This window comes from Paenibacillus sp. FW104-T2, from assembly GCF_058789975.1.
The window spans coordinates 492,228-516,178 of the sequence record NZ_JBYTCE010000001.1 but is presented as its reverse complement, the minus strand read 5'-3'; the positions used below and the strand labels follow the sequence as shown (position 1 = coordinate 516,178).

20 protein-coding genes are annotated in these 23,951 nt (G+C 50.2%); 10 read left to right on the top strand and 10 right to left on the bottom strand.

Going from position 1 to position 23,951, the window contains the following annotated elements; translation table 11 throughout:
• Positions 1-118: 118 nt before the first annotated feature.
• Positions 119-1,120 (top strand): GTP 3',8-cyclase MoaA, encoded by a 1,002-nt coding sequence (moaA, locus tag AC3WQ3_RS02255; protein ID WP_095291142.1) that lies wholly within the window; start codon positions 119-121, stop codon positions 1,118-1,120.
• A gap of 314 nt (positions 1,121-1,434) precedes the next feature.
• Entirely contained in the window at positions 1,435-2,271 is an 837-nt protein-coding gene (locus AC3WQ3_RS02250) for a methyl-accepting chemotaxis protein (protein WP_492471341.1), read from the top strand.
• 111 nt (positions 2,272-2,382) lie between these two features.
• Here the strand turns inward: AC3WQ3_RS02250 and AC3WQ3_RS02245 are convergent, their stop codons facing one another.
• Entirely contained in the window at positions 2,383-2,991 is a 609-nt protein-coding gene (locus AC3WQ3_RS02245; RefSeq protein WP_492471340.1) for a LysE/ArgO family amino acid transporter, read from the bottom strand.
• A 179-nt stretch (positions 2,992-3,170) separates the two neighbouring features.
• Here AC3WQ3_RS02245 and AC3WQ3_RS02240 point away from each other — a divergent pair, with 179 nt between their 5' ends.
• Complete coding sequence (locus AC3WQ3_RS02240; protein ID WP_492471339.1) at positions 3,171-4,661, top strand: aminotransferase-like domain-containing protein; 1,491 nt, start codon at positions 3,171-3,173, stop codon at positions 4,659-4,661.
• Positions 4,662-4,747: 86 nt separating this feature from the next.
• Here the strand turns inward: AC3WQ3_RS02240 and mobA are convergent, their stop codons facing one another.
• The gene (gene mobA, locus AC3WQ3_RS02235) at positions 4,748-5,362 is read right to left on the bottom strand and encodes a molybdenum cofactor guanylyltransferase (RefSeq protein ID WP_492471338.1); all 615 of its coding nucleotides are present in this window, start codon (positions 5,360-5,362) and stop codon (positions 4,748-4,750) included.
• Positions 5,363-5,476: 114 nt separating this feature from the next.
• On the opposite strand from mobA, the gene AC3WQ3_RS02230 reads away from it, so the two are divergent.
• Positions 5,477-6,706: an MFS transporter gene (locus tag AC3WQ3_RS02230; RefSeq protein WP_492471337.1), complete on the top strand. Its 1,230-nt coding sequence runs from the start codon at positions 5,477-5,479 to the stop codon at positions 6,704-6,706.
• Between the two features lie 197 nt (positions 6,707-6,903).
• Here AC3WQ3_RS02230 and AC3WQ3_RS02225 read toward each other — a convergent pair whose 3' ends face one another.
• Positions 6,904-8,631: a glutamine--tRNA ligase/YqeY domain fusion protein gene (locus AC3WQ3_RS02225; RefSeq protein ID WP_492471336.1), complete on the bottom strand. Its 1,728-nt coding sequence runs from the start codon at positions 8,629-8,631 to the stop codon at positions 6,904-6,906.
• A gap of 191 nt (positions 8,632-8,822) precedes the next feature.
• On the opposite strand from AC3WQ3_RS02225, the gene AC3WQ3_RS02220 reads away from it, so the two are divergent.
• From AC3WQ3_RS02220 to AC3WQ3_RS02210, 3 genes are all read left to right on the top strand, one after another.
• Positions 8,823-9,080: a DUF2164 family protein gene (locus AC3WQ3_RS02220; RefSeq protein ID WP_154894790.1), complete on the top strand. Its 258-nt coding sequence runs from the start codon at positions 8,823-8,825 to the stop codon at positions 9,078-9,080.
• A 32-nt stretch (positions 9,081-9,112) separates the two neighbouring features.
• Complete coding sequence (locus tag AC3WQ3_RS02215) at positions 9,113-9,661, top strand: GNAT family N-acetyltransferase (protein ID WP_110758574.1); 549 nt, start codon at positions 9,113-9,115, stop codon at positions 9,659-9,661.
• Positions 9,662-9,875: 214 nt separating this feature from the next.
• Positions 9,876-10,457 carry a hypothetical protein gene (locus AC3WQ3_RS02210; protein ID WP_492471335.1) on the top strand — a complete coding sequence of 194 codons (582 nt, stop codon included), beginning with the start codon at positions 9,876-9,878 and terminating at the stop codon, positions 10,455-10,457.
• A 134-nt stretch (positions 10,458-10,591) separates the two neighbouring features.
• On the opposite strand, the gene AC3WQ3_RS02205 is transcribed toward AC3WQ3_RS02210, so the two are convergent.
• Together AC3WQ3_RS02205 and AC3WQ3_RS02200 are read right to left on the bottom strand one after the other, a co-directional pair.
• On the bottom strand, positions 10,592-11,380 hold the full coding sequence (locus AC3WQ3_RS02205) for an SDR family oxidoreductase (RefSeq protein ID WP_492471334.1): 789 nt from the start codon (positions 11,378-11,380) through the stop codon (positions 10,592-10,594).
• 26 nt (positions 11,381-11,406) lie between these two features.
• Complete coding sequence (locus AC3WQ3_RS02200) at positions 11,407-11,910, bottom strand: GNAT family N-acetyltransferase (protein WP_127537289.1); 504 nt, start codon at positions 11,908-11,910, stop codon at positions 11,407-11,409.
• A gap of 196 nt (positions 11,911-12,106) precedes the next feature.
• On the opposite strand from AC3WQ3_RS02200, the gene AC3WQ3_RS02195 reads away from it, so the two are divergent.
• Positions 12,107-13,279 (top strand): methyltransferase domain-containing protein, encoded by a 1,173-nt coding sequence (locus tag AC3WQ3_RS02195; protein ID WP_492471408.1) that lies wholly within the window; start codon positions 12,107-12,109, stop codon positions 13,277-13,279.
• A gap of 142 nt (positions 13,280-13,421) precedes the next feature.
• Here AC3WQ3_RS02195 and AC3WQ3_RS02190 read toward each other — a convergent pair whose 3' ends face one another.
• From AC3WQ3_RS02190 to AC3WQ3_RS02180, 3 genes are all read right to left on the bottom strand, one after another.
• On the bottom strand, positions 13,422-16,802 hold the full coding sequence (locus tag AC3WQ3_RS02190) for a GH36-type glycosyl hydrolase domain-containing protein (protein WP_492471333.1): 3,381 nt from the start codon (positions 16,800-16,802) through the stop codon (positions 13,422-13,424).
• 129 nt (positions 16,803-16,931) lie between these two features.
• Positions 16,932-17,699, bottom strand: coding sequence for an alpha/beta hydrolase (locus AC3WQ3_RS02185; RefSeq protein ID WP_336782212.1), 768 nt, complete (start codon positions 17,697-17,699; stop codon positions 16,932-16,934).
• Positions 17,700-17,813: 114 nt separating this feature from the next.
• Complete coding sequence (locus tag AC3WQ3_RS02180) at positions 17,814-18,830, bottom strand: LacI family DNA-binding transcriptional regulator (RefSeq protein ID WP_336782214.1); 1,017 nt, start codon at positions 18,828-18,830, stop codon at positions 17,814-17,816.
• A 617-nt stretch (positions 18,831-19,447) separates the two neighbouring features.
• Between AC3WQ3_RS02180 and AC3WQ3_RS02175 the strand changes: the two genes are divergently transcribed.
• Both AC3WQ3_RS02175 and AC3WQ3_RS02170 read left to right on the top strand, forming a co-directional pair.
• On the top strand, positions 19,448-19,606 hold the full coding sequence (locus AC3WQ3_RS02175; protein ID WP_492471331.1) for a hypothetical protein: 159 nt from the start codon (positions 19,448-19,450) through the stop codon (positions 19,604-19,606).
• Between the two features lie 93 nt (positions 19,607-19,699).
• Positions 19,700-21,412: an ABC transporter ATP-binding protein gene (locus tag AC3WQ3_RS02170; RefSeq protein ID WP_492471330.1), complete on the top strand. Its 1,713-nt coding sequence runs from the start codon at positions 19,700-19,702 to the stop codon at positions 21,410-21,412.
• Positions 21,413-21,510: 98 nt separating this feature from the next.
• Here the strand turns inward: AC3WQ3_RS02170 and AC3WQ3_RS02165 are convergent, their stop codons facing one another.
• Together AC3WQ3_RS02165 and AC3WQ3_RS02160 are read right to left on the bottom strand one after the other, a co-directional pair.
• Positions 21,511-22,425 (bottom strand): class I SAM-dependent methyltransferase, encoded by a 915-nt coding sequence (locus AC3WQ3_RS02165; protein WP_492471329.1) that lies wholly within the window; start codon positions 22,423-22,425, stop codon positions 21,511-21,513.
• A gap of 196 nt (positions 22,426-22,621) precedes the next feature.
• Complete coding sequence (locus tag AC3WQ3_RS02160; protein WP_127537629.1) at positions 22,622-23,845, bottom strand: MFS transporter; 1,224 nt, start codon at positions 23,843-23,845, stop codon at positions 22,622-22,624.
• Positions 23,846-23,951: the final 106 nt, after the last annotated feature.

The window sequence follows — 23,951 nt, the reverse complement described above, 5'->3', positions numbered from 1 at the left end:
TGACGTGGATTGGAGAAATAGCTAAAATTTGATGCAACTGTTCTTTTGAATTTCGACGTTGTCGTATCGTTCATTTTATAGAAGCTTTCCAATCTGAATCAATGAAAGGGTGGTCAGCATGGAAATGCTCCAGGATTCGTTTGGCAGGATCCATGACTACATCCGTATTTCCGTTACGGACCGCTGTAATTTGCGTTGTGTGTACTGCATGCCAGCTGAAGGCATGGAGTTCGCCCCGCATGATGAAATTATGAGCTACGAGGAAATCACCCAGGTGCTCAAGGTGCTCGCCCCGATGGGCATGCGCAAAGTTCGCCTGACTGGCGGTGAACCACTTGTACGCAAGGATCTGCATAAGCTTGTTGGCATGATCTCGGCCATCGACGGGATTGAGGATATTGCGCTGACGACCAATGCGCTCCTGCTGGATAAACAGGCCCAGGCACTGAAAGACGCTGGGTTAAACCGGATTAACATCAGTCTCGATTCCCTTCATGCGGACCGATTCTCCATGATTACTCGCGGAGGAGACGTCAATAAAGTGCTCAAAGGGATTGAAGCTGCAACGGCTGCTGGACTTGCGCCAATCAAGCTGAATGTGGTCCTGATGAAGGGCATCAATGATGATGAAATCAAGGATTTCATTGCGATGACGATCGATCAACCGCTGCATGTGCGTTTTATCGAATACATGCCCATCGGACATGCTTCGGATTCATGGCGCAAATCGTATCTCCCGCTGGAAACCGTCACCGATGTGTGTGCGGAAGCAGGCTGGACCGTAGAGAGCACATCCGGACCGGCAGGGAATGGTCCTTCCCGCAACATGAAGATTGCTGGTTCACAGGGAACCTTCGGCCTGATCCACCCGGTTAGCGATCACTTCTGTGATAATTGCAACCGGCTGCGCCTGACGGCAGACGGACATATCAAGGCCTGCCTGTACTGGTCGGATGAGTACAATGTTCGCCGCTATGTTGATGATCCGGATGCGATGGCTGCCCTCTTCCTCAAGGCACTCGGCACGAAGCCGAAGAACCATGAAATGGCGTTGGCGCTCGAGCAAAAAATGCAAAGCCATACCCCAACCGTACGGCGCATGTCCCAGATCGGTGGGTAGGCCTTCTTTTAAACCGTATAATGGGTACGGACACATGAAGGAATTATGGATGTTAAGTGAGCTCAACCCACGTTGTGCTGCCAATACCAAGCTTGTTATGAAGCCGCGAAGGAGATATCCTTTGCGGCTTTTTTTCATAAAATCCTAAGAGGATCACTATACAATAGGACTTCCTTTTTCCTTTCTGCTACTAAAATTGTTACAATAAAAGATGATTATATATATTGCCCTCTGGGTCTTCATAATTTTCGTGATCCTGACGATGTATAGTCAATGAAAACCAAACAAATATACCGCACATAGGAGCTGACTGGATGAACATTGTTGAAGCCATGGTCGCAGCAAGTCCATATTTCAAAATCATGCTTAAGGGACATAATCTGATGATTGCTGTAACCGACACCGAGAAATTCTGGTATTATACACCCAGTGAAGATCTTGACCTCGGCATTAAGGCAGGTGACCCCATTTCACTTGAGGATCCTACACTGCGCCGCGCCCTGATCAACGGCGAAACTTCTGCCAATCATATTGAAGCTCAGCATTACGGAACAGCCCTTAATTCCACAGCTACGCCTCTGCGCGATGAAGCTGGAAACATTGTGGGTACCCTGGCCATTGGTTTCTCCCTCAAAAACGAAGAGCAGCTTGGACATTTCACCGAATTGATCAGCGGCATCAGCAGCAGGCTGACTGACATGGTCCAAACTGTAGCGGCCCAATCCGAAGAGCTGACTGCCTCCTCTTCACAGATTCTGGACAATACCAAGGTCGCCGTTCAAAATGCAGCGGAAGTTAATAAAGTGGCCTCGTTTATCCGGGAAGTCTCTGAACAAACCAATTTACTCGGCCTCAACGCAGCTATTGAAGCGGCACGAGCGGGTGAAGCAGGCGCCGGATTCGGTGTAGTGGCCTCCGAAGTGCGCAAGCTGTCCACCGGAACGAAGGAAGCTACCGTGAATATCGAACGCTCCCTTCATGACGTGCAGCATTCCATCCGCCAGATGGAGCAGGAGATTGCGTCCATCTCCCAGTCCAGCACGCAGCAGGCTGAACTCGTCACGGAATTCAGCGAGGTTATTGACCAGTTGAACAGTGTGAGTGAGGAACTGAAGTCCTTTATTCAATCCATGATTCTGAAGACAGAATAATGATACACAGCAGCATGACCGGATGTTACGACTGGCTGCAGCTCATCTTGTAACACAATGTACCCCGCACGAGAGCGTGCGGGGTTTTTCTGAGCAAAAATTCCCGGAACATTACATACGAATCAGTTTCCACAGCATCATGGCCGCCATCACGATCATCACCACTGCCGATAACCAGTTGAAGACCCGACTGATCCGTCCAGTGGTATCTGTTCTGCCCATCCACCTTCCAGCACTTGCGAGTCCAAGGAACCATACCCACGAAACTGCCGCTGCCGTGATGGCAAAAGCAATCCGGTCCATCCCTTCATACTCAAGTGAGCTGGTGCCAATGACAGCTACCGTATCCAGCAGTGCATGCGGATTAAGCAGGGATACGGAAGCGGCGAAGGCAATCTGCCGTCCTGCACCCATTGCGGATGCTGACCCACTCACGGTTCCGGATGACTTCCATATGCTCCATGCCATATACAGCAGAAATGCACTGCCGCCTGCATACAACACACCGGAGAGCAGAGGCCACTGCAGCAAAATGAGGGACACCCCTCCTACCGCAGCTCCAATCAATAATGTATCGCTAATACCAGCAGTCACTACTGCCGGAAGTGCACGCAGTAAACTTCGCTGGCTCATCCCCTGGTTAAAAATAAACACGTTCTGCACGCCAAGTGGCAGAATCAGGCCAAACGCCAGTACCACGGCGTGAATAATTACACTCATTGTTCATCCCCCTTGTATATGTCTCTATATTAGAGGGGATGACTTTCCGTGTGACCAACCAATTGGATGGCAAGGAGACCAACCAAAATGATATAGTTGTCGGTATACCATTTTGGTGTACAAATTCGGTATACAACTAAATGCCTGAATCATCTTATCCCACTGGAGGCTAGCTCCGTATGAAGCATCCCGATCCAAGACAGGGCATTGACTGGAAACCTGATCCTGCAATCCCCCTGCCTCTATTCCGTCAGATTGAAATATACATCAGTGAAAAAATAACAACCGGAGAGTGGACCGCGGGCTACCGCCTGCCTTCCCAGCGTGTACTGGCTCAGTCCATGGGCGTCAACCGCAGTACGCTGGTCGCTGCGCTCGACAACCTGATCGCTGCCGGCATGATTGAAGGCAGACGCGGCGGAGGAACCTATGTCTCCGGTTCCGGCTGGCATGCACTTGCCCACGGGACGCCGCCCAACTGGAATGAAGCCATTGAGGAAGGCTGGTATTACCCCAACCTTCCTGAAGTACAGCTCATTAACCGAGCTGAGTTCCAGCCTGGCATCATTCGGCTCGGTACCGGAGAGCTTGCGCCTGAACTAATGCCGGAAGAGGCCTTCAATGACATCCTGCGTTCCCTCTCGGAACGCTCCCGTACGTTAAATTACCTTCAGCCTCAAGGCAGCCTGGAGCTCCGTGAGGCCTTGTCTGACTATTTGCTGACCTGCGGCATTCAGGCGTCTCCCAGTGCCATTCTAATTGTCTCGGGCTCGCTGCAGGCGCTGCATTTGATATCCGTGGGCCTGCTTCCCCGGGGGTCGGCTGTCCTGCTGGAGAAGCCCTCCTACCTCTATTCCATAAATGCCTTTCAATCCGCCGGATTAAAAATGCATGGTGTTCCCATGGATGCAGGTGGATTACACATACCGCGTCTGGAAGATATGATCGAGGGAGGCACTCATCAGGGACATCCTTCGCCGCTGCTCTACACCATACCGAGTTTTCACAATCCAACGGGTTCCGTCATGAGTGATACTCGCCGAAACGAGTTGATGTCTGCAGCCCGTGCCGGAGGCATATCCATTCTGGAGGATGCTGCCTATACGGACCTGTGGCTGGACACGCCCCCGCCGCTATCGTTAAAAGCGAAGGACACCGATGGCCGCGTGCTTCACATGGGCACACTGTCCAAGGCTGTTAGCCCTGGTCTGCGTCTGGGCTGGCTGGTAGGACCTGAGCCAGTTATTCGCCGCCTGGCAGACATCAAGATGCAAACGGACTATGGCACCAGTTCACTGGCGCAGGAAGCGGCCACACTCTGGTTTGCAGAGGGATACCACACACGGCACATGGAGCGTCTGCGGCCAGAGCTTCGCCGCCGGAGAGATTTCATGTTGGAGCTGTTGGAACGTTACTTCAACAGCATTGCAGAGTGGAACAAACCAGCCGGAGGCTTTTACATCTGGCTCAAGTTCACTGCCCGCTCCCTTTCAATCCGTCAGCTGTTCCATGCCTGCCTCGAGGATAGGGTGCTCATTCACCCTGGCTTTCTGTACGACCGCCTCGATGCGGACCACCTTAGACTCTCCTATGCGTATGCTTCGGAAGAAGAGATGGAGCGTGGAATGCAGCTGTTAGCCAAAGCAGCCAGAAAGCTGTTGGAATCATAACCAATAACCACACAGGGCCATGAGGATGTCTCACGAGGTCTTGTGTGGTCAAAGTCGGGCTCTCGTCTAGATGTAATACATACTGCTCACTTGCTCGGCGGACGCTTGTCCACCAAATCCTGATAGTCCTGCATCGTGTTCATATTGCTTAACTGTGCAGCAGCATCCTGGATTCCTGCTCTTTTCAGATCCTCTGCTTCCACATACTTACACCTGATCTCCTCCAGCCAGCGAGTGACCCGCAAGCGGTCTTCGATCAGGCACTGCTCGAGGCTGGGAAGCACATCGATATGATAAATGCCTACCAGTGGATGGACCCGTCCTTCCAGGAGCGGTACCATCGCCCGATGTGTCTTGTCCGATACAGCTAACCGTTGCAATGGGGTAAATAAGGAGGGTTGGACCAAAGGCATGTCACAGGCACAGACCAGATTCCACTCGGTCTCCGATGCTTCAAGTGCGGCATGCAGGCCGGCCAGCGGTCCCTTTCCAGGGTAGCCATCCTCAACACACGTATAACCTAGCGCTTGATAAGCATCCACATTGGGTCCGGCAGCAACGATGACACGGGATACTGCAGGAGCTATAGCCGAAGCCACATGCTCCAGCACATTGGAGCCATCCATAGGCAGCAGTGCCTTGTTGGAACCCATCCGACTGGATAAGCCCCCTGCCAATATAATGCCAGTCCATTCCTTCATGTCCACGGTTATCATCCCTTCCGGCTCTCATATAATAAACTTATTCTATACATTGAATCCCCTTTCAACAAATGATACATTGTAGAATATTGATTCTGAAAGGAATGGCTCTATTTGGACAGATATGCACCCGGAAGAGGCAATCCCTCTTTGGTTTCGCTGAAGCTATATAACTTTTTCATATACGGAGCCATCTCCATCTTCGCCGGCTTCCTCCAATTGTATCTGCAGGAGATCGGCATGACCAAGCTGGAAATCGGCAGTCTGATGGCGATCGGCCCCTTTGTCTCTTTATTTGCCAATCCGTTCTGGGGCTTCTGGAGCGACAAGTCCCGCAATATTCGCATCATCCTGATGATGATGATGGGGGGCACCTTTGTGCTGGCCCAAGCGGTCTTTCATGCGCCGACCTATGCCTGGATCTATGGAGCCATGATTTTCTTTTATTTCTTTCAAAGTCCGCTGTTTGCCCAAACCAACAGTCTCATTCTCGGATATATCGATGGGACCACCCAGAAATTCGGTACATTCCGGCTGTGGGGCTCCCTCGGCTGGGCTCTTACTGCGGCAGCTGCGGGACCGCTTATCGACCGATTGGGTATCGGCAGTGTTTCGATTGTGTTTGCCTGCTTGATTATCATTGCCTTTGCGTTTGCCATGTTTCTGCCAAGGCAGCCGATCGCGTCGGACACTCCAGTAGTGACCTTCCGCCGTTTCGGCAGAGTGATGTTCAATCCGTATTTCATGACGTTTATCGGACTGGGTGTGCTGGTGTCGGTTCCGAATGCGATGAATAGTACATTTATGTCCCTCTATATAACAGAGATGGGCGGCAACAAACAGATGGTCGGGTGGGCCATCTTCACCTCATCCATTCTTGAAGTGGGTGTGTTCCTGCTGCTGGATCGCTTCCTGAAACGAAAAATGAGCATGCTGCTTGCAAGTCTCGTGCTCGTCAGCCTGTTATTCGCCGTTCGTTGGCAGCTGATGGCCGAGGCCGTTAATCCCCTGGAGATTGTATTTATCCAGCTGATGCACTCCATTACGTTTGGCGGATACTTCTATGTCGGAACCCAGCTGACCATGCTGTTTATTCCGAGACCATATCGTTCCTCTGGCCAAGCTGTGTATACGATGGCCTGGGGCGGCATATCCGGTGTCATTGCCGGCTTGTTCGGCGGCTGGCTATTCCAGAGCTTCGGTGCCGAGGTCATGTATAACATTGGCGTCTTCTTCTCTCTCATTGGAGCAGCAGGTTTTGGCGTCATGTGGCTGATCAATCGCAGAAATGGCTACCAGCCTATTGTATTAACCGAGATGGGCAGCATGGATGAGGATGGGTAATGTTTTGTTTCGCAGAGGTTGAACCTTGGGATCTACACTAGGCCACTGCGTGGACAGAACAATCTTTCAATCGCTGTTATCCCTATATTTTTAATGGTGTATATTAAAGTTCAAAATAAGAAAACAAAAGATTATGGAAAAAGGGCGTCTCCACGCAGCTATTGCTGCGGAGACGCCCTTCTTTTATTTGACGTACCTTATGCCTTCGGTAGTTGGAACGAGCTTTTCAGCGATACGACCCGGTTGAATACAGGGCGGCCTGGCTCCGAATGCTTCGGATCCACACTGAAATATCCGTGGCGGAAGAACTGGAATTTATCCTGTGCTTTTGCCTCCTGCATCTCTTGCTCCACATACCCGTGAACGATCTCAAGGGAATTCGGATTCAATTGATCCAGGAATGTTTTTTCCGGTTGCTCTTCCACGATCTCAGCTCCGGCTACTTCCGGTTCTACATCAGCATCCGGTGCTTCTGCCAAGATCAAAGGCTCGTACAGACGGAATTCAGCCGGTACAGCCTGGCTTGCTTCCACCCAGTGGATGGTTCCTTTGACTTTACGACCTGTGAAGCCGCTGCCGCTCTTCGTTTCAGGATCATACGTACAGTGAATCTCCGTCACATTGCCTTCCGCATCCTTAATGACATCGTTGCATTTGATGAAGTACGCATGTTTCAGTCGAACCTCATTGCCAGGGAACAGACGGAAGTATTTGTTCGGCGGATTCTCCATGAAGTCATCCTGCTCAATGTAAATCTCACGGGAGAATGGAATTTTACGACTGCCCATCTCCGGATTTTCCACATTGTTCTCTGCTTCCAGCCACTCCACTTCCCCTTCAGGGTAGTTGGTGATGACCACTTTCAGCGGGTGCAGAACCGCCATGGTGCGCGGAGCTTTCAGCTTCAGATCTTCACGGACAAAATGTTCCAGCGTTTGCAGGTCAATAACGCCCTGACTTTTCGAAATGCCTGTCTCGAATACAAAATCACGAATCGCTTCCGGTGTGTAACCCCGGCGACGGAGACCCGAAATCGTTGGCATGCGCGGATCATCCCATCCATCCACATGTCCTTCGTCCACAAGCAATTTCAGTTTCCGTTTGCTCGTTACCATCTGGGACAGGTTCAGGCGACCGAATTCATATTGATGCGGCTGGCTCTCCATCTCACATTCAGCGATAACCCAATCATAGAATGGGCGTTGATCCTCAAATTCCAGGGAACAGAGGGAATGTGTCACACCTTCAATGGCATCTTCCAGCGGATGAGCGAAGGCATACATCGGATAGATACACCATTTGTCCCCAGTGTTGTGGTGGTGTGCATGAGCGATACGGTAGATGACCGGATCACGCAAGTTGATATTAGGCGAAGCCATATCGATCTTCGCACGCAGCACTTTTTCTCCATTTTGGAACTCGCCTGCGCGCATCCGTGCGAACAGATCCAGGTTCTCTTCAACGGTACGATCACGATACGGGCTGTTCTTGCCGGGTTCGGTCAGTGTGCCGCGCATTTCCCGAATTTCATCGGCGCTTTGGTCGTCGACGTAGGCTTTTCCTTTTTGGATCAGCAGGACAGCACGGTTGTACATCTCGTCAAAATAGTCCGAGGCAAAACGTTTCTCGTTCCACTCAAAGCCGAGCCATTTGACATCCTCCTGAATGGATTGTACGTATTCCACATCTTCCTTCACTGGATTCGTGTCGTCAAAGCGCAGGTTCGTCTTGCCGCCGAATTCAGCGCCCAGCGTGAAGTTGATCCAGATGGCCTTCGCATGGCCAATATGCAGATAACCGTTCGGTTCCGGAGGAAAACGGGTAATGACTTCCTGGACTTTTCCTGACCGGAGATCTTCGGTAATAATATTTTTGATAAAGTTAGGAGGGGTTGTACGATTGTCCACAGGTATCAAACCTTTCATGAATTGATTGGAGCTTTCAGAAATTACAAAGTGTTTCATCTAAATATACCTTTAACGGGAGACGAGTTCAATAAAGAACGGCACCAAAGTCCGGATTGCCTGTATGCAAGATAGGCCAAAAACCATTTTGACGGGTTCGCACGAATCATGTAGCATGATAGTAAAAACAAAATATAGGGAGGGATTCCCACTTGAACACGCTGAAGCTGACCAAAGAACAGCAGGATGAAGCCATTCGCACGATCCAGTCGTATTTCCAAGAGGAACGCGGCGAAGAACTTGGCGATCTGGCCGCTTGGGGGGTGCTCGATCTGTTTATGACGAAGCTCGCTCCCTACATATATAATCAGGCTCTCAGTGATGCTCGCACCACCGTGAATCAACGCATGGCCTCCATGGAAGAAGATCTGTTTGCATTAGAGCGCAAACTGCCACCTGCTTCCCGTTAAACCACTACTTATAAAGAAAGAAGGTTGCACTCATGTTTACCTATTCATTGGATGAATATACCGAACTCCGTCCACTCTCTATAGAGCATACCAAGCCGCTGTTCGAACTTACGGACCGCTCCCGCGATCAATTGAGACACTGGCTGCCATGGGTGGACCATGTAACAGAAATTGAACATACCTCAAACTTTATCAACAATGCGCTGAAGCAGGCTGCCGATAATGGAGGCTTCACTGCGGGTGTATGGCTGAAGGGTGAACTTGCCGGTATTATCGGATTCCATGAGATTAACTGGACCAACCGTTCGGTAAGCATCGGATACTGGCTCGGCAAGGGCTTCGAAGGACAGGGATTAATGACCAGCGCTTGTCGTGTTCTGGTCGATTATGCTCTGGTCACCCTGGACCTGAACCGGGTCGAGATTCGTTCAGCTACGAACAACAAGCGCAGCCGCGCCATCCCTGAGCGTCTTGGATTTGTCCTGGAAGGTGTTATTCGTCAGGCAGAGAAACTGCCTAAGGGATACGTCAATCATGCCGTGTACGGCATGCTGCAGCATGAATGGGAGCTTTTACGCTAACCCCGCATACATATGGATACAACATGGAATGCCCCTATCTGCACGAAGCTACCTTCATGCAGGTAAGGGGCATTTTGCATGGGGCCGACAAATTCAACTTTTACTGCCCCTTAAGGTCATTTTCATCCCCTCTTCATCCTGGACGCCAAAGATAACGTTGTGGGTTCTTGGCCCATACCATACACAACTATACTGAGAAAGAGGATGATCGCTGATGAAGAGAAGCAGAACATCAAGAACGATGATGATTACCAGCACGATGGCTTTGACGATCGCGCTTGGTGGAGGATGGTTTGCAAACACCACCGCGAGTGCCGATCCGGCTGCGGGCACTTCAGCTCAGAAGAAAAATGCCAGCACCACAACGAATTCACATACATCGAAATCATCAAAATCCATAAATGCTAACAAGGGAGCCGGGCATGGCCGATACACGAATGAACTGGTCTCCGCCCTCGGCGTAACAGTAGACGAGCTGAAGGAAGCCCGCAAGGCAGGCAGCACGATTGCCGAGATCGCTGCCAGCAATAATGTAGACGTGCAGACTGTAATCGACAAGCTAGTCGCTGCCGGGAAGAGCGAGCTGCAGCAGCAGCTGTCTGACGGGAATATCACACAGACCCAGTATGACAAACGGATAGCCGGCCTGAACGAACGGGTGACGGACTTGGTAAACGGCGTACTGCCGGAAGCACGACAAGGTTCCAGAGGCAAGCGTGGCGAGGCATCAGGAACTGAATCCGATTCAGGCAGCTCAGTCGAATCCACCAGCACGAACAGCACGGATCCGGCCTGATGGATCGTGCCAGCTCGTTTGTATGTTTTTGCATATTTTCGATCAAAAACCCTCTGTCTTCACCCATGGTGACAGAGGGTTTTACATCGTTCCCATATATAACCGGAACTCTTCAGACAAATGACCTTTCCATCTTAGAGAGCTCGTACCATACCGCCATCCACCACTAGCGAAGTACCGGTAATGTACGTATTCGCCCCGGATAACAGAAACACCACCGCTTTGGCAAATTCCTCAGGCTGACCGTATCGTCCCAGAGGGATTTCCTTGCGGAATTGTTCTGCCACCTCTTCTTCACTGACTCCATTCTGCTCTGCACGCGCAGAGTCGAGTTCATGTATCCGATCCGTTCCAATTCGTCCGGGTGCCACCGTATTGATCAGAATCCCATAAGGGGCAAGCTCCTGTGATAGCGTCTTCGCCAGACCAAAGACACCCGTGCGGAACGTGTTGGACAGAATCAGCCCCGGAATGGGCTGTTTCACCGAAGTTGAAGCAATATTCACAATATGTCCGCCGTTGGTCTTCATATAAGGGAGGGCCCCACGAATCATACGTACATAGCTCAGCACATTCAACTCAAATGCACGTTCCCAATCCTCATCGGTCAATGATTCAAATGTTCCCGAAGGAGGACCGCCAGAGTTGTTCACCAGAATATCAATCTGCCCGAACAGCTCCCCAGTCTTATGGATTAATGCTTTAATGTCTTCCTTGCGTGTAACATCCGTTACGCAGTATTCAACGCGTCCTCCGCCGTCCAGTTCCAGCAGTTCTTGTTTGACGGCTGCGAGCTTCTCCTCGTTCCTGCTCGCAAGCATCACGTCTGCGCCTTCTGCGGCCAGCTGTGCTGCCACTGCCTTGCCCAGTCCCTGACTGGATGCCAGCACCAATGCTTTTTTACCCCGAAGTCCCATATCCATTATATTGTTCCTCCTTCGTCATCGAACTACCGTTCATTCCGAATAAAATAACTCATGAGAATATCGTCCACATACTTCCCGGCGATATAAAATTCCGACACCAGTCGGCCCTCCGTCTCAAATCCACATTGGGTATAAAAAGCGATCGCTCCCGGATTGCTCGACAGCACGCGAAGGCGCAGCTTATGAATCCCCTGTTCACGAGCATATTCTTTCATGGCATGCATCAGGGACGTGGCCACGCCACTGCGCCGGTCATTGGGATGAACAGCAATATTAATCTCGTAGACATGACGATTGACAGGCATCCCCGTAGCCGGATAAAAGCCCACATAGCCGCAGACCCGTTCTCCCTGAACGGCAACCAGCTGGCTGCCGGGCGGACAATGCTGCAGAAATTGCTGTCTGGACTTCCAATGAAATGGCGCTGGAGAGGTATGGATATCCCACACCAGAGCATCCATCTCCATCAGTTGGGGTGCATCCTTCATCTCGGAAGGCCGAATTTTATACGTTTGACGGGTAAGCATCGCATTTCAACCTTTCATACAGGTAATTACATTATTCCAGCGCGTTACATGGCCCTTGGATAATAGCTTATAGATGCCACTAGCGCATTTTTTTCATCTGATTATATTGTAGCACAGCCCTAAGCCCGAACTAAAATGGGGATCTCCCCTTAACCTTTACGTTACGTCATCGTTTATACTGATTATCATGAAGGAGGTGCGGCCCTTGAATATCAAAGAGGCGGCAAGCAGGCTTGGCATATCCCCCAGAGCGATCCGTTTTTACGAGGAAAAAGGATTAATTCTCCCCGCCAAGCAGGCCAGCAATGGATACCGGAGCTACACGGAAAATGACATCTGGCGGCTTCAGACGATTGCCGCACTGCGGGAGATCGGCATGTCACTTCAGGATATTACTCACGCGCTCAGTGAGATTGATCAAGGCAACCAGCAGCGGCTGGAGGAATATCTGGAGCTGCAGCAGGCCGTCATGTATGCCCAGTGGGTTGAACTGAAACGCATGCTGGATACGACCCAGCGCATGATTGATCTCAATCGTCAAGACGGGCCGCTGGATGTTAGCCATCTCCATGAGCTTGCAGACAGTTCACGCCGCTTGCGGGAAGCACGCCAGAACTGGCATGATCGTTGGAACTATGATACCCAGGCTGCTATCCATGATGAGCGTGTTCACGCCAAGAGCGGCAGCATCCCTGCATCTTCCCCATCTTTCCCGGAGGAAGCCGATAGCATGCCTTATAACGAATCTGGGTGCACCGAAGAATACCCAGATACCCAGAAGGCCCCATCGACTTCCTTTTATCTATATCACAACTATGACGAGGCGCTGGAACAGACTGCGAATTGGATCTCCCCTGTTCCCAGTGAACACGGACTTGATATCGGAACAGGTACGGGCAATCTTGCTGGCAAACTACTGGAACGCCAAGCCATCATGACAGGGATTGACCAGTCCAGAGAAATGCTGCGTACATGCCGTACCAAGTATCCCGGGATGCATTTGAAGCTGGGGAACTTCCTGGCGCTGCCTTTTGCCGACCAGACCTTTGATTTTCTTGTATCCAGCTTCGCCTTCCATCATCTGAGTCCCGACCAGCAGCAGCTGGCACTGCAGGAGATGCAGCGGGTATTAACCCCGCGGGGACGAATCTGTCTAACCGATCTCATGTTTGCGGACGCACTTCACCGCGAGGCTTATATAAGACAAGCTGAGGCAGATGGAAACGGTGAGCAGCTGCTTGCCATAAGAGAACGCCATTTCCCCCTGCTGGATGAATTAACCGGGTGGTTTGAGACGCATGGCTATGTTACGAAAACCGTTCGTCACAATGAGCTGCTGCAGACGATCCTGGCAGTTCCGCTGCGTTAATAAAGGTGATCAGCCAGCGCGCTCTCCCCATCTGACATAGGCCATGGACCATTGTCTCTCACGTTTCATGAAAAAAGACCATCCTGCCTGTTAAGGAGGATGGCCTTTCATTACACTCAAGCATCAAGCTATAAGAAGTGAGTTACATATAAATATCTACGATGGTACGGTCCGAAGTACGCAGCTGTCTGAACTCATCCAGTGAGATGCAGACGCCGCCCTGACGGTAACGGTTTGCCGTAACTTCTGTGCGGATCTCCTTGCCGTTTACGGTTACGCGGTTAACCGATCCTTCGTTCAGGTGATAGATAAACGTTACCGGTTCGCCTGCATATTCAAACTCGAACTGCATGCCATCCAGCTCGGCTGGCAGGACAGGGTCAATGACCAGATCTCCACCTTCCTGACGGATACCGAGTGCATTCGAGATCAGCTGGTTCATGTAGATCCCCGGGCCGCTGGAATAGATTCTCCATCCACCCTTCACCTGTACGGTACCTTTGCGCAATTGATCAAAATGCTCCTGCGCCTCATAACGTGTGTTGAATTTGCCGTCGGAACTGCTGAAGTACGCATTGGCTTGACGGATCTCTGCATTAGGCACAACCTCACCGATTCCAACCGGATTGATCATCGCGAGTCCACTCCAAACCTGATCGGTCTTACCGAGTTTGGCCATTGCTTCCACATAACGAATGTGGGCGTGTACGTACTGCAAACCGATCTCACGTCCGAAGTTGGATGCCTGTTCTGCCCGCTTGAAGTGGGTGCTCACACCGCCGGCATACTGAGCCGGACGATTCATCAAGCGCACGCCATCCGGGCACAGGAAATGCTCGCGAATCAGTGCATAATGCGATTCAGCCTGTTCTGCCGTAAGCAATTCACCGATCATGCTGCGTGTCATAGGCAGCAGACGATACTGAATGCCTGTCTCTGTATCGGTCGGATGCAGCATCAGCTTCGCCTGATCCGCGTCCTCCATGTACACAAAGCCCGGAATAACATCGGTTCCCAGCATGTAACGGTTGAAGTCTTCACGGATACCCTGAGCCAGAGCTTCAAGCTCCTCTGCGAAGGAAGCATCCTTGTATTTCAAAGCCTGTGACAGCACGTTAACGGATTGATACGTCAGAGCTACCGTCCAGCTGCTCACCATAAACTGCTTGAGCTGTGCATTGGCTGGCTGCAGGGTATCGTCCCAGTCCCCATCGCCATAGGAAGACAGGAACGTATCGTGCAGGAAGTGCGAACGAATGTATTCGATCTCTTTCTTCGCATGATCCAGTACCGTTGCTGTGTCTTCCGTGAATCCGAAGCTGTGTTTGACAGTGTAAGGCACCTTCTCATCCAGAATCGCATAGTCGCGCGTCGCCGTCAGATAGTCAGCCAGCACTTTCAGCGGCCAGACGATGATATCACCGTGACTCTCTTCCTGTTGAATGGCAAAATATTTATCAAACATGAACCATTGCGGCCAGTTGCCGTCATCCTCGTATTGGTGCGTGTAGACCATTTTGATGATGTCGCGTACCTGCTCGTATTTTTGAGTAGCCATGAAGTATTCAACCGGACCCTGACATACGTCCCTTGTACCCCATGCTGCGCCGCCGTATTGCTCCAGACCGTGAGGCACGGAATAGTGCACCAGCATGTTGTGTGTGTACCACCAAGCCAAGGCATTCACTTTGAACAGGTCCTCAGCACTCTGACCTTCGCCGCGGGACAAACGGAAGCCATTCATTACACCCGCGAAGAATTCGCGATAAGCCTGTACTTCCTCTTCAAATGCAAGAGTTGATCCAGCTTCAGCAGCTTGGCCTTCCAGTACACCCTGCACCTTAAGCGTCCACTCTGCACTCTCTTCCAGGCTAAGCGTAACCAGCGAAGCCGATCCACTGAGAATACCGCTTGCCAGCAGCGTCTCGTCGCCTGCGTTCATTGAGGCACCCTCTACAGACATGCGATATTGCAAGTCAGGATATGTGCCGGCACTGATTGCTTTTGGGTCCGCTTTGAAGACCAGTGTATTGCCATCCTGCGTCATGTGCAGCGGATATTCGTACTCGTTCACGTTCATTGTGATCTGGTTGGTTACCAGGTAGCGATAGGCTTTACCGCTTGTAGAACGCACATTCATGCTCACTTCGGTTGTATGTGCACCTGTATAGTTCGTTACGATGAGTGTATCGGATTCAGTTTTGTACATCCAGCGCACATAGTTGAAGCCAATTTCGAACAGTGAGGGCATCGTGAGCAGACGATATTGGCCATCCATCTCTACGTAAATGCGTTGGCCAGCGGTCTTCGGCACGTTCAGTGCATTTCGGGCGTTACTGATCATTTTGTTAAAATTGGTGTTGCCGATAACTAGCTGCGAGTTGAAGATACCGTACATATAAGAAGTTGTTGTAATGACCGGTGCTCCAAGCTTCACGTTGCCACCGCTCATCAGGATATGACCGTGAGGACGCTCCACCAGCAGTTCCTTGGCTTTCAGGACGATATGTTCGTAGCTGCCTGTGAAGAAGGACAGGAGTGAATCCTCATTACGCTCTTCCTGATGACGATCAGGGAACAGTTCCTTGATTTCATCTTCCGTCAGGTCCAGTGCCACAAGCGGCTCGCCCAGGCTGGAAGACAGCTTCACTTGCTCGAGTGTTTCACCGTACTGAACTTCGAGTTTCTGTACAGCGTCCCAAGCCGCAGTCACTTCATCTGCATACTCCAGTGCAGAAATGCCTTCTGGATGATTGGACTTCACCAGTCCATAGAAAACAACCTCAGCTTCCCCGTTCAGGTTCAACAGCTCGGATTGCAGCGCCGTATAGGCGAACTCATATTGATAAGTCTCATTAGCCAGCGTTTTACGGCTGAGACTTTCCGGTTCGTTGGTTTCCTTGTAGGACAGACCGAAGAACTGGAAGCCGTCTGTGGAGTAACCGACTGCCTTGGTCAAAGAACCCTGCTGCATATATGGGAATGCGCCGCCCTGAGGCTGGTTTTGACGCGAACAAACGACATATCCCTTCGTTCCATCTTCAAAGACAGTATGGTCAATATACTGTGACAGATAGGCCTCGTTGCTGCGTACCGCACCTGGATCAGCCAGTCCAACATCCTGTCCGTAGACGATATCCACTCCGTTATGCTGCCCTTTCAGTTTCACATCCCAGAACCAAACGCCTTGCGATGTTGCAGTGAACACGACCTGATAACCAATGCCTTGTTCCTGGCCTTCCAATGGGATGCTGCCTTCCCAGATCAGTTGATTGTCTGGCTGAGTCTTGCTTGTAATGACTTTACTGTTCGAACGTGCACCCAGCAGCGGGAAAGAGCTAATGTTCTCGCCCTCATGTACTCGCAGGTACAGATTGTTCAGAGAACCATCGATCTGGTTGCTTAGCAGCTGGTTCAGCATGGTTGTACCGGAAGTTGCCTGGTACAGGTCCCCACTGTTCAAAAAGGTAAACGTCAATTCCCCGGCAGTCAGCCGGATCGGTTCATTAATCATCGTTGTCATGTCATTCACTCCTTCATTTAGTAAAAATCGAAACGTTTCGAATCGACCGAAAAAGAATAGGGTTCCTCTGCAAACCGGCCTCTTCAAGGCCAATCCGGTTACGAACCCCTGGTTTTATTTTCAAGCTGGCTATACCTGAACAGGCAACCATTCCAGAACACGCTTGATCTTCATATCCCAATAACTCCACTCATGGCCACCTGGCTCTTCCTCATACGTCACCTGTACATCCAGTTCCTTCATCGTATGCAGAAATGTCTGGTTGGCTTCATACAGAAAATCTTCTGTCCCGCAGCATTGATACAATTGCGGGAACGCCGTCCCTGACGCAGCCAGCCTGCGGCTAACGGCCAGCAGATCGTCATCACTGCCTTCAATTCGCTCCGGACTCCCGAAGATGCTCTGCATTTCTGCAAGGGTGAAGTTCCCCTCGCCACGTACCCTGCTTGCCAGATCTAGCCCGCCCGAGAGGCTGGCTGCCGCAGCATATCGTTCCGGAAAACGTAGACCCAGCTTGAATGCACCATACCCGCCCATGGAAACGCCTGTTACAAATGTATCTTCACGGCGGTCCGAGATGGGAAAGAGCGACTTCACGAATGCAGGCAGTTCCTCACTTATATATGTAAAATAAGACCCGCCCTGCTGCATATCCATATAGTAGCTTCGCCCTGCCGATGGCATCACAACCGCAATTCCCCGGGCCTCGGCCAATCGTTCGATGGATGAATGCCGTGTCCATTCGGAGTGGTCTGCACCGCGTCCATGCAGCAGATACAGAACAGGCAGTTTTCCATTCCGGCTTGCGCGAAGCGGTGAACGCTCAGGCAGTATAAGGGTAATGTCTGTAGACACGCTAAGACTTTCGGCGAACAACTGGCATTGAATCAAAGCCATTGCTTCATCTCCTGTTCAACGAGATTTACGTTAGGATCATTAGATTATTTATTTAAGATACGGTCCCTTATGCTCCAGGCATACCAGGAACCATATCCATCCAAACGCTGCTTCTTACGCGGGCTGGTTACCCGACTCTGCCTGCACAGAGCGTACAGATTCGCGTTCCACCATATCAATCGTCAACGTATACGATGGATTCACGGCTTCACCATTCAGCATCTGGAACAGCAGATGTCCTGCAAGTGATCCTGCCTCGTGCTTCGGTTGCCTTACGGTAGTGAGGGGAGGACGAACGAATTCAGACAATTGAATGTCATCAAATCCGATAACCGAAATATCATTGGGTACGGATATGCCGCTCTCTTCCAGTGCCTTCAAACCACCTATAGCCATTTCGTCATTCCCGTAAAATACAGCGGTTGGAAGCTCGCCCTGCATAATCATCATTTTGGTTGCGCTATGCCCGCCTTCACGAACGAAATTGCCGCTTAGACGCCATTTGGATTTTTCCTCAAGCCCTGCTTCCTGCATGGCTCTCAGATATCCCTGGTAACGCAGGGCATTATCATACGAGTTGGATGGACCGCTAATGTAGGCAATCTTCCGGTGTCCCTCATTAATAAGGTGACGCGTAGCCAGGTATCCACCTTGTTCACCGTCAACCAGCACATTGACCAGATGGTCACCCGACAGATGACGATCCATTACAATAATAGGAAAACGATGCCCCGCAGATTCCACCAAAATGTCATCATGGATGTTGTGTGCGAGTACAATCGCACCATCCACTCTCTTTTCCCGCAAAAACCGGACTGCTGTTGAATCACGACCGCCCATAGAACTGCAGGCAATCAGATCATATCCATTCGCAAGCGCCACATCCTGAACACTGCGAATCAACTCTGAGTAATACGGACCCGAAAGATCAGTCAGAATTAGCGCAATCGTATTCGTCCGGCTCCGTTTCAGGTCCATGGCAAAGCCGTTTTTGCGATAATTCAGTTCCCGGGCTGCCTCCAGCACTTTTGCCTTGGTCTTGGCGCTAACCTTGCTGTCCCCGTTTAATGCATAGGAAGCGGTCGAGAGCGCCACACCTGCCAGCTTTGCCACATCCTTAATCGTTGCCATTCCACGTTCGCTCCTTCTAACTTGACCAATTTCATAAGTTACCTACATTTTATACTGTAAATGGTTGTGACAACCACCAAATTCTATACTATATCATTGAATGATATTCGTTTCTATTCAATCGAAACGTTTCGAAGTGATATCAAAAAAAATTCTTCCATTTGACTTCTTACCCAACGGCTCAATCGGACCAGCTTTAACTGGAGATCCATTAGCATCGAGACAAGCCCTTCAATGTACACCCAACAGGCAGTTCATTACAAAAATTGTATGGACATGCTTCTTGGCAAGACATTGAAACGTTTCGACATTTTTATTATAGTCGGTGTTGATAGCGATTTCAACCTCTTTATTCATTTTCACCGAAATAAATGCCGTTGGCAATGGTCAAGTCTATGGGATTGAAGAAGACAAGTTTTACGGATATGATCCCCTATCGGTTATTGAACAGCTGCAGACTATAATGCACAAAATAACATTGTCCATGGAACATTGATCATGGTTGTCCATTTACAAATGTAAAATCTTCCTCTATGTTATTAATGAGAATAATAATCATTATTGATTATCACAGGAGGAACTTACCGATGTTTACCGTCAATTAACGTTTTTCCGGCTTGCTGTTTATGCTGGCCATCATTATGATTCTGTCTGCCTGCAGCAGTGTGCAGGGGCGGAAACTACCAACGGGTCGACCGAAACAACTGCAGCAGCATCGAACGACTCAGGCTGATATGATCGTCGTGGACGTACGCAGTAGAACCGCAAGTAAATAGCATTTATAAAATAATTCAACACGACCGAACGCTGTGTCTGGACAGGCCTTGAAGCCTGCCTGGGCTTTTGCGTTATAGAAAGGAGAAATACATATGCTTCGCCGTTTCATGGCATATTACCGTCCTTACAGGGGACTTTTCATTCTGGATTTCTCTTGTGCCATTGCAGCTGCTCTGCTGGAACTCGTGTTTCCGCTGGCAGTAAACCAGGTGGTGGACAAGCTGCTCCCTGAGGGCAACTGGTCCATGATTCTTACGGCATGTGCCGCATTGCTCGGCATCTATCTGCTTAGTTCCTTTTTTCATTTTGCAGTCACCTATTGGGGACATAAGCTGGGGATTAACATTGAATCCGATATGCGGAGAGAACTGTTCACACGTGTACAGAAACAGTCCTTCCGCTTCTTCGACAATAACAAGACAGGCCACCTTGTTTCACGTATGACCAATGATCTGATGGATATTGGGGAAATTGCGCACCACGGACCGGAGGATTTATTTATTGCCCTGATGACGCTGGCCGGTGCCTTCGGTATCATGCTCAGCATCAATTGGCAGCTCGCCGTACTAACCTTTATCATCGTGCCGCTGATGATCTACCTGTCCCTGTATTTCAGCCGCAAAATGTCCAGTGCCTTCAAACGCATGTTTGCCGATATTGCAGACTATAATGCACGGGTAGAGAACAACGTTAGTGGAATCCGTGTAGTACAGGCTTTTGCCAATGAAAATCACGAAATCGGTCGTTTTACTGAAAATAATGAACGCTTCCGCCTTACCAAACTGATCACCTACCGCATTATGGCATGGAACTCCTCGCTTAGCTTTATTTTGATGAAATTCGTCTCGCTGTTTGTGCTGGTATGCGGAACATGGTTTGTCATTCAAGGAAGTATGACCTACGGGGAATTTATCGCCTTCGTGATGCTGTCGAATATTTTCCTGGGTCCGATCAAACAGATTAACTCTGTCATTGAAACCTATCCGAAAGGCATTGCTGGTTTCAAGCGGTACCTGGAATTGCTCGAAGCTGTGCCAGATGTAGAAGATACACTGCAGGCCAAGCCCATCACAAGCGTAAGCGGAGATATCGCTTTCCATAATGTTAGCTTTTCCTATGGTGAACATAAGCCTACATTGGACCAGGTCAATCTGGAGATTCAAGCCGGGCAGACCGTTGCACTGGTTGGACCCTCCGGAGCGGGCAAATCCACGCTGTGCAGCCTGATCCCGCGCTTCTATGATGTGGATGCTGGCCATATTACTATTGACGGCATTCCTGTGAAGGATATGACGCTGGAGTCGCTGCGCTCCAATATCGGCATTGTACAGCAGGACATATTCCTGTTTGACGGCACCATTCGTGAAAATATTACCTACGGCAAATTGAATGCATCGGATGAGGAAATCTGGGAAGCCATCCGTCGTGCACAATTGGAAGAGCTTGTACGGTCACAGCCAGAAGGTCTCGACACCATGATTGGTGAACGCGGCGTGAAATTGTCCGGAGGCCAGAAACAGCGCCTGTCTATTGCCCGCATGATTCTGAAAAATCCGCCCATTCTAATCCTTGACGAAGCAACTTCGGCTCTGGATACCGAAACAGAAGCTGCCATTCAGCTGGCGCTGTCCGAGCTGGCTCAGGGACGTACAACGCTCGTTATTGCGCACCGATTGGCAACCATCCGGCACGCGGACCGCATTATTGTCGTGGAGAACGGTGGCGTAGCCGAACAGGGCAGCCATGATGAACTTCTCGAACGAGAAGGCTCCTATAGCCGACTGCATCAGGCGCAATTTGGATAAAGATGTACATTATTTAGCTCAAATACCCTTCCCCCTGACCTACCGGAGGAAGGGTGTTTTATTAATTTAGAGTATGCCAAGCTGCACCCTAAATTCGCTTATTTTTTTACAACATGGATAAAATGAACCGTCTCAAAAGCAGTCAATTCATCTGTACGATTGTTGAAGTATCTCTCCTGAATATCGTCTGGTGTCAGATGCTCATAGATGAGAAGTCCTGCATCCGCCAGCAGGCCTTCGATCTCGTGATACGCGAAACAGGATTGCATTGGCTCGCCGGAGGACGCAGCCAGCTTCAACATGTTCTCTACCCGATTATATATGCCTTTCTCCTCAAAGAGTCGTTCATCTGCATAATCCAGTACCATCGAGCTTCCGGATGGAAGGTTGGCAAAAGCCTGCCGCAAAAGATTGAACAATACCTCTTTGGACAGGTAATACGAAACGCCAAGCAGGCTGAGGAAGGTTCTCTGATTTTTGAAACCTCTGCTGGTCAGATTTCCATAAGCAAACCCATGCGCAAAGTCCATTGGGATCAAGTGTAAGTTGTCTGGGATCGACAGGTTGGCCAAACTCAGCCTATCACTCTTAAACTGCTGCGTAGCCGGATGGTCAACTTCAAAGATATTCAGCCTGTCGCTTAGTTCCGGGGTTCTTAACGCAAAGGTATCCATTCCGGCTCCCAGAATGACATATTGTCTGGCACCCAGTTTAACTTCATGGAGCAGCACCTGCTCGCAGTAGGCTGCCCTCGCCAGGGCAATAGGCGACAGCTGAACTTGTGTGATCCACCTCAATATTTTATCGGGGTCCTCCTTCACCATATCTGCCATTTCTGGATTAAAAAAATGAATGCCCTGCACCATTTGCTCCCGAATCAGTTCAAACTCCTGTGGAGAAATCAGAGCCTTGGCTATGTGGTCATCGAAAATCAAAGGTGTGTCATACTGACTGTGATAGGCGCGGCCAAAGGCCGAGATCAAAGACGTAATGCTGGATTCATTTGGCTTCATATTTATCCTCCCGCATAACAAAATAAGGTCCCCCCTGGCCAGGAGAACCTTAGTATATACGGAAACATTTAATATGTAAATTATAGCATAAAAACATTATTTTGTCAACCATAGTTTTGTGAAACATACAGACATGCTGGATGGATCTTCTACTCGTCCAACATGTCTGCTCCAATGATATCCCGCCTAGAAGACTCTAGGTATCCAACCCATACTCCTTTACCTCACGGTGGCGATTCAGGACGGCATGAAGTGCAAAACCGAGCAGGGCCACCCCTGCCATCGCCGTTGCCAGCCAGGCTACGGAGATCAAGCCCTGTTTATCGTACATCACACCCATCACATAAGGGCCAATGACACGACCGATCGATCCGATACCGCCGGAGACTCCAATATAAAATGGTGCAGCTCTGCCCGCATGGTCGGAAATGAAGGCAGGGGTTGCAGGTGAGATCAGCATTTCTCCAAAGGTGGCCAGCACCATCGCAAACACCATGCCCGGATAGCTGTACATCGTGATCATGACGATATAAGCCAATCCATAGAAAATCGCACTTGCTGCCATCTGCGCAGTGGAGGTACGGGCCATGGTGCGTTTAACCCAGCTCGTAAACGGTTGGCCCACGAAGATCAGAACCCCGTTCAGTGTCCAGAGCAGTCCGTACATTCGTTTCTCCATCCCTTCGGAGATAATGTACGGCGATACACCTGTGTTCCAGATGGAATTGCCAAATAGGATGAACAATACCCCCAGGCTCATAAACAGGTATAACCTGGTGTTGCCAAGCAGCGCCCAGATCCCGGGACCATTCTGGACCGTTTTCCGTTTCGTCAGATGCACTTCTCCCTGATTGGTATCCACACGCGACAGATAGTACCAAAAGAAGACTGCAAACCCGGCAGAGGTCACGCCATTCAGTACAAAGCTGAGGTGATAGGAAAAGTCGGCCAAGAAACCGCTGAGTGCCGTCCCAATCGCTACACCGATATTGTTCGCCACATAAATAATATTGAACAGCTCTCCCCGCCGCTCCGCAAACCGAAAGCCAATAAAAGCCTGGATCGCAGGCAGCGACAAGGAACTGAACAACCCGATCCAGCCCATGGCACATATAAATACAACCCAGTACGCACTAATCCAGGGCAGGGCAAACAGGCCAAGTGCATTTAGGGCAAGCGATCCAATGATCAGCTTCTTCACGCCGACCCTGTGATATAATGCACCGCCGAGCAGCTGACCGAAGATGCCGCCGAGCGACTGGATCAGAATGACGAATCCCGCGTTAGCCATCGTCCGCCCGAGTTCATCAAATACGTACATCGTGGTTAGCGGCCACATCAGGGCACTGCCTGTCGCGTTAACCAGACTTGCCAGCAAAAATACTTTGACTTCTTTTGGATATGTATCCAGCCATCTCATCATCTTCATTCTCCTTACTACCATATACAACAAAACAAACCTCCACTCACGGCGGCTTAAACTACCTGAGCGGAGGCCATTTGTATATTAAACATTGCCTTTTATT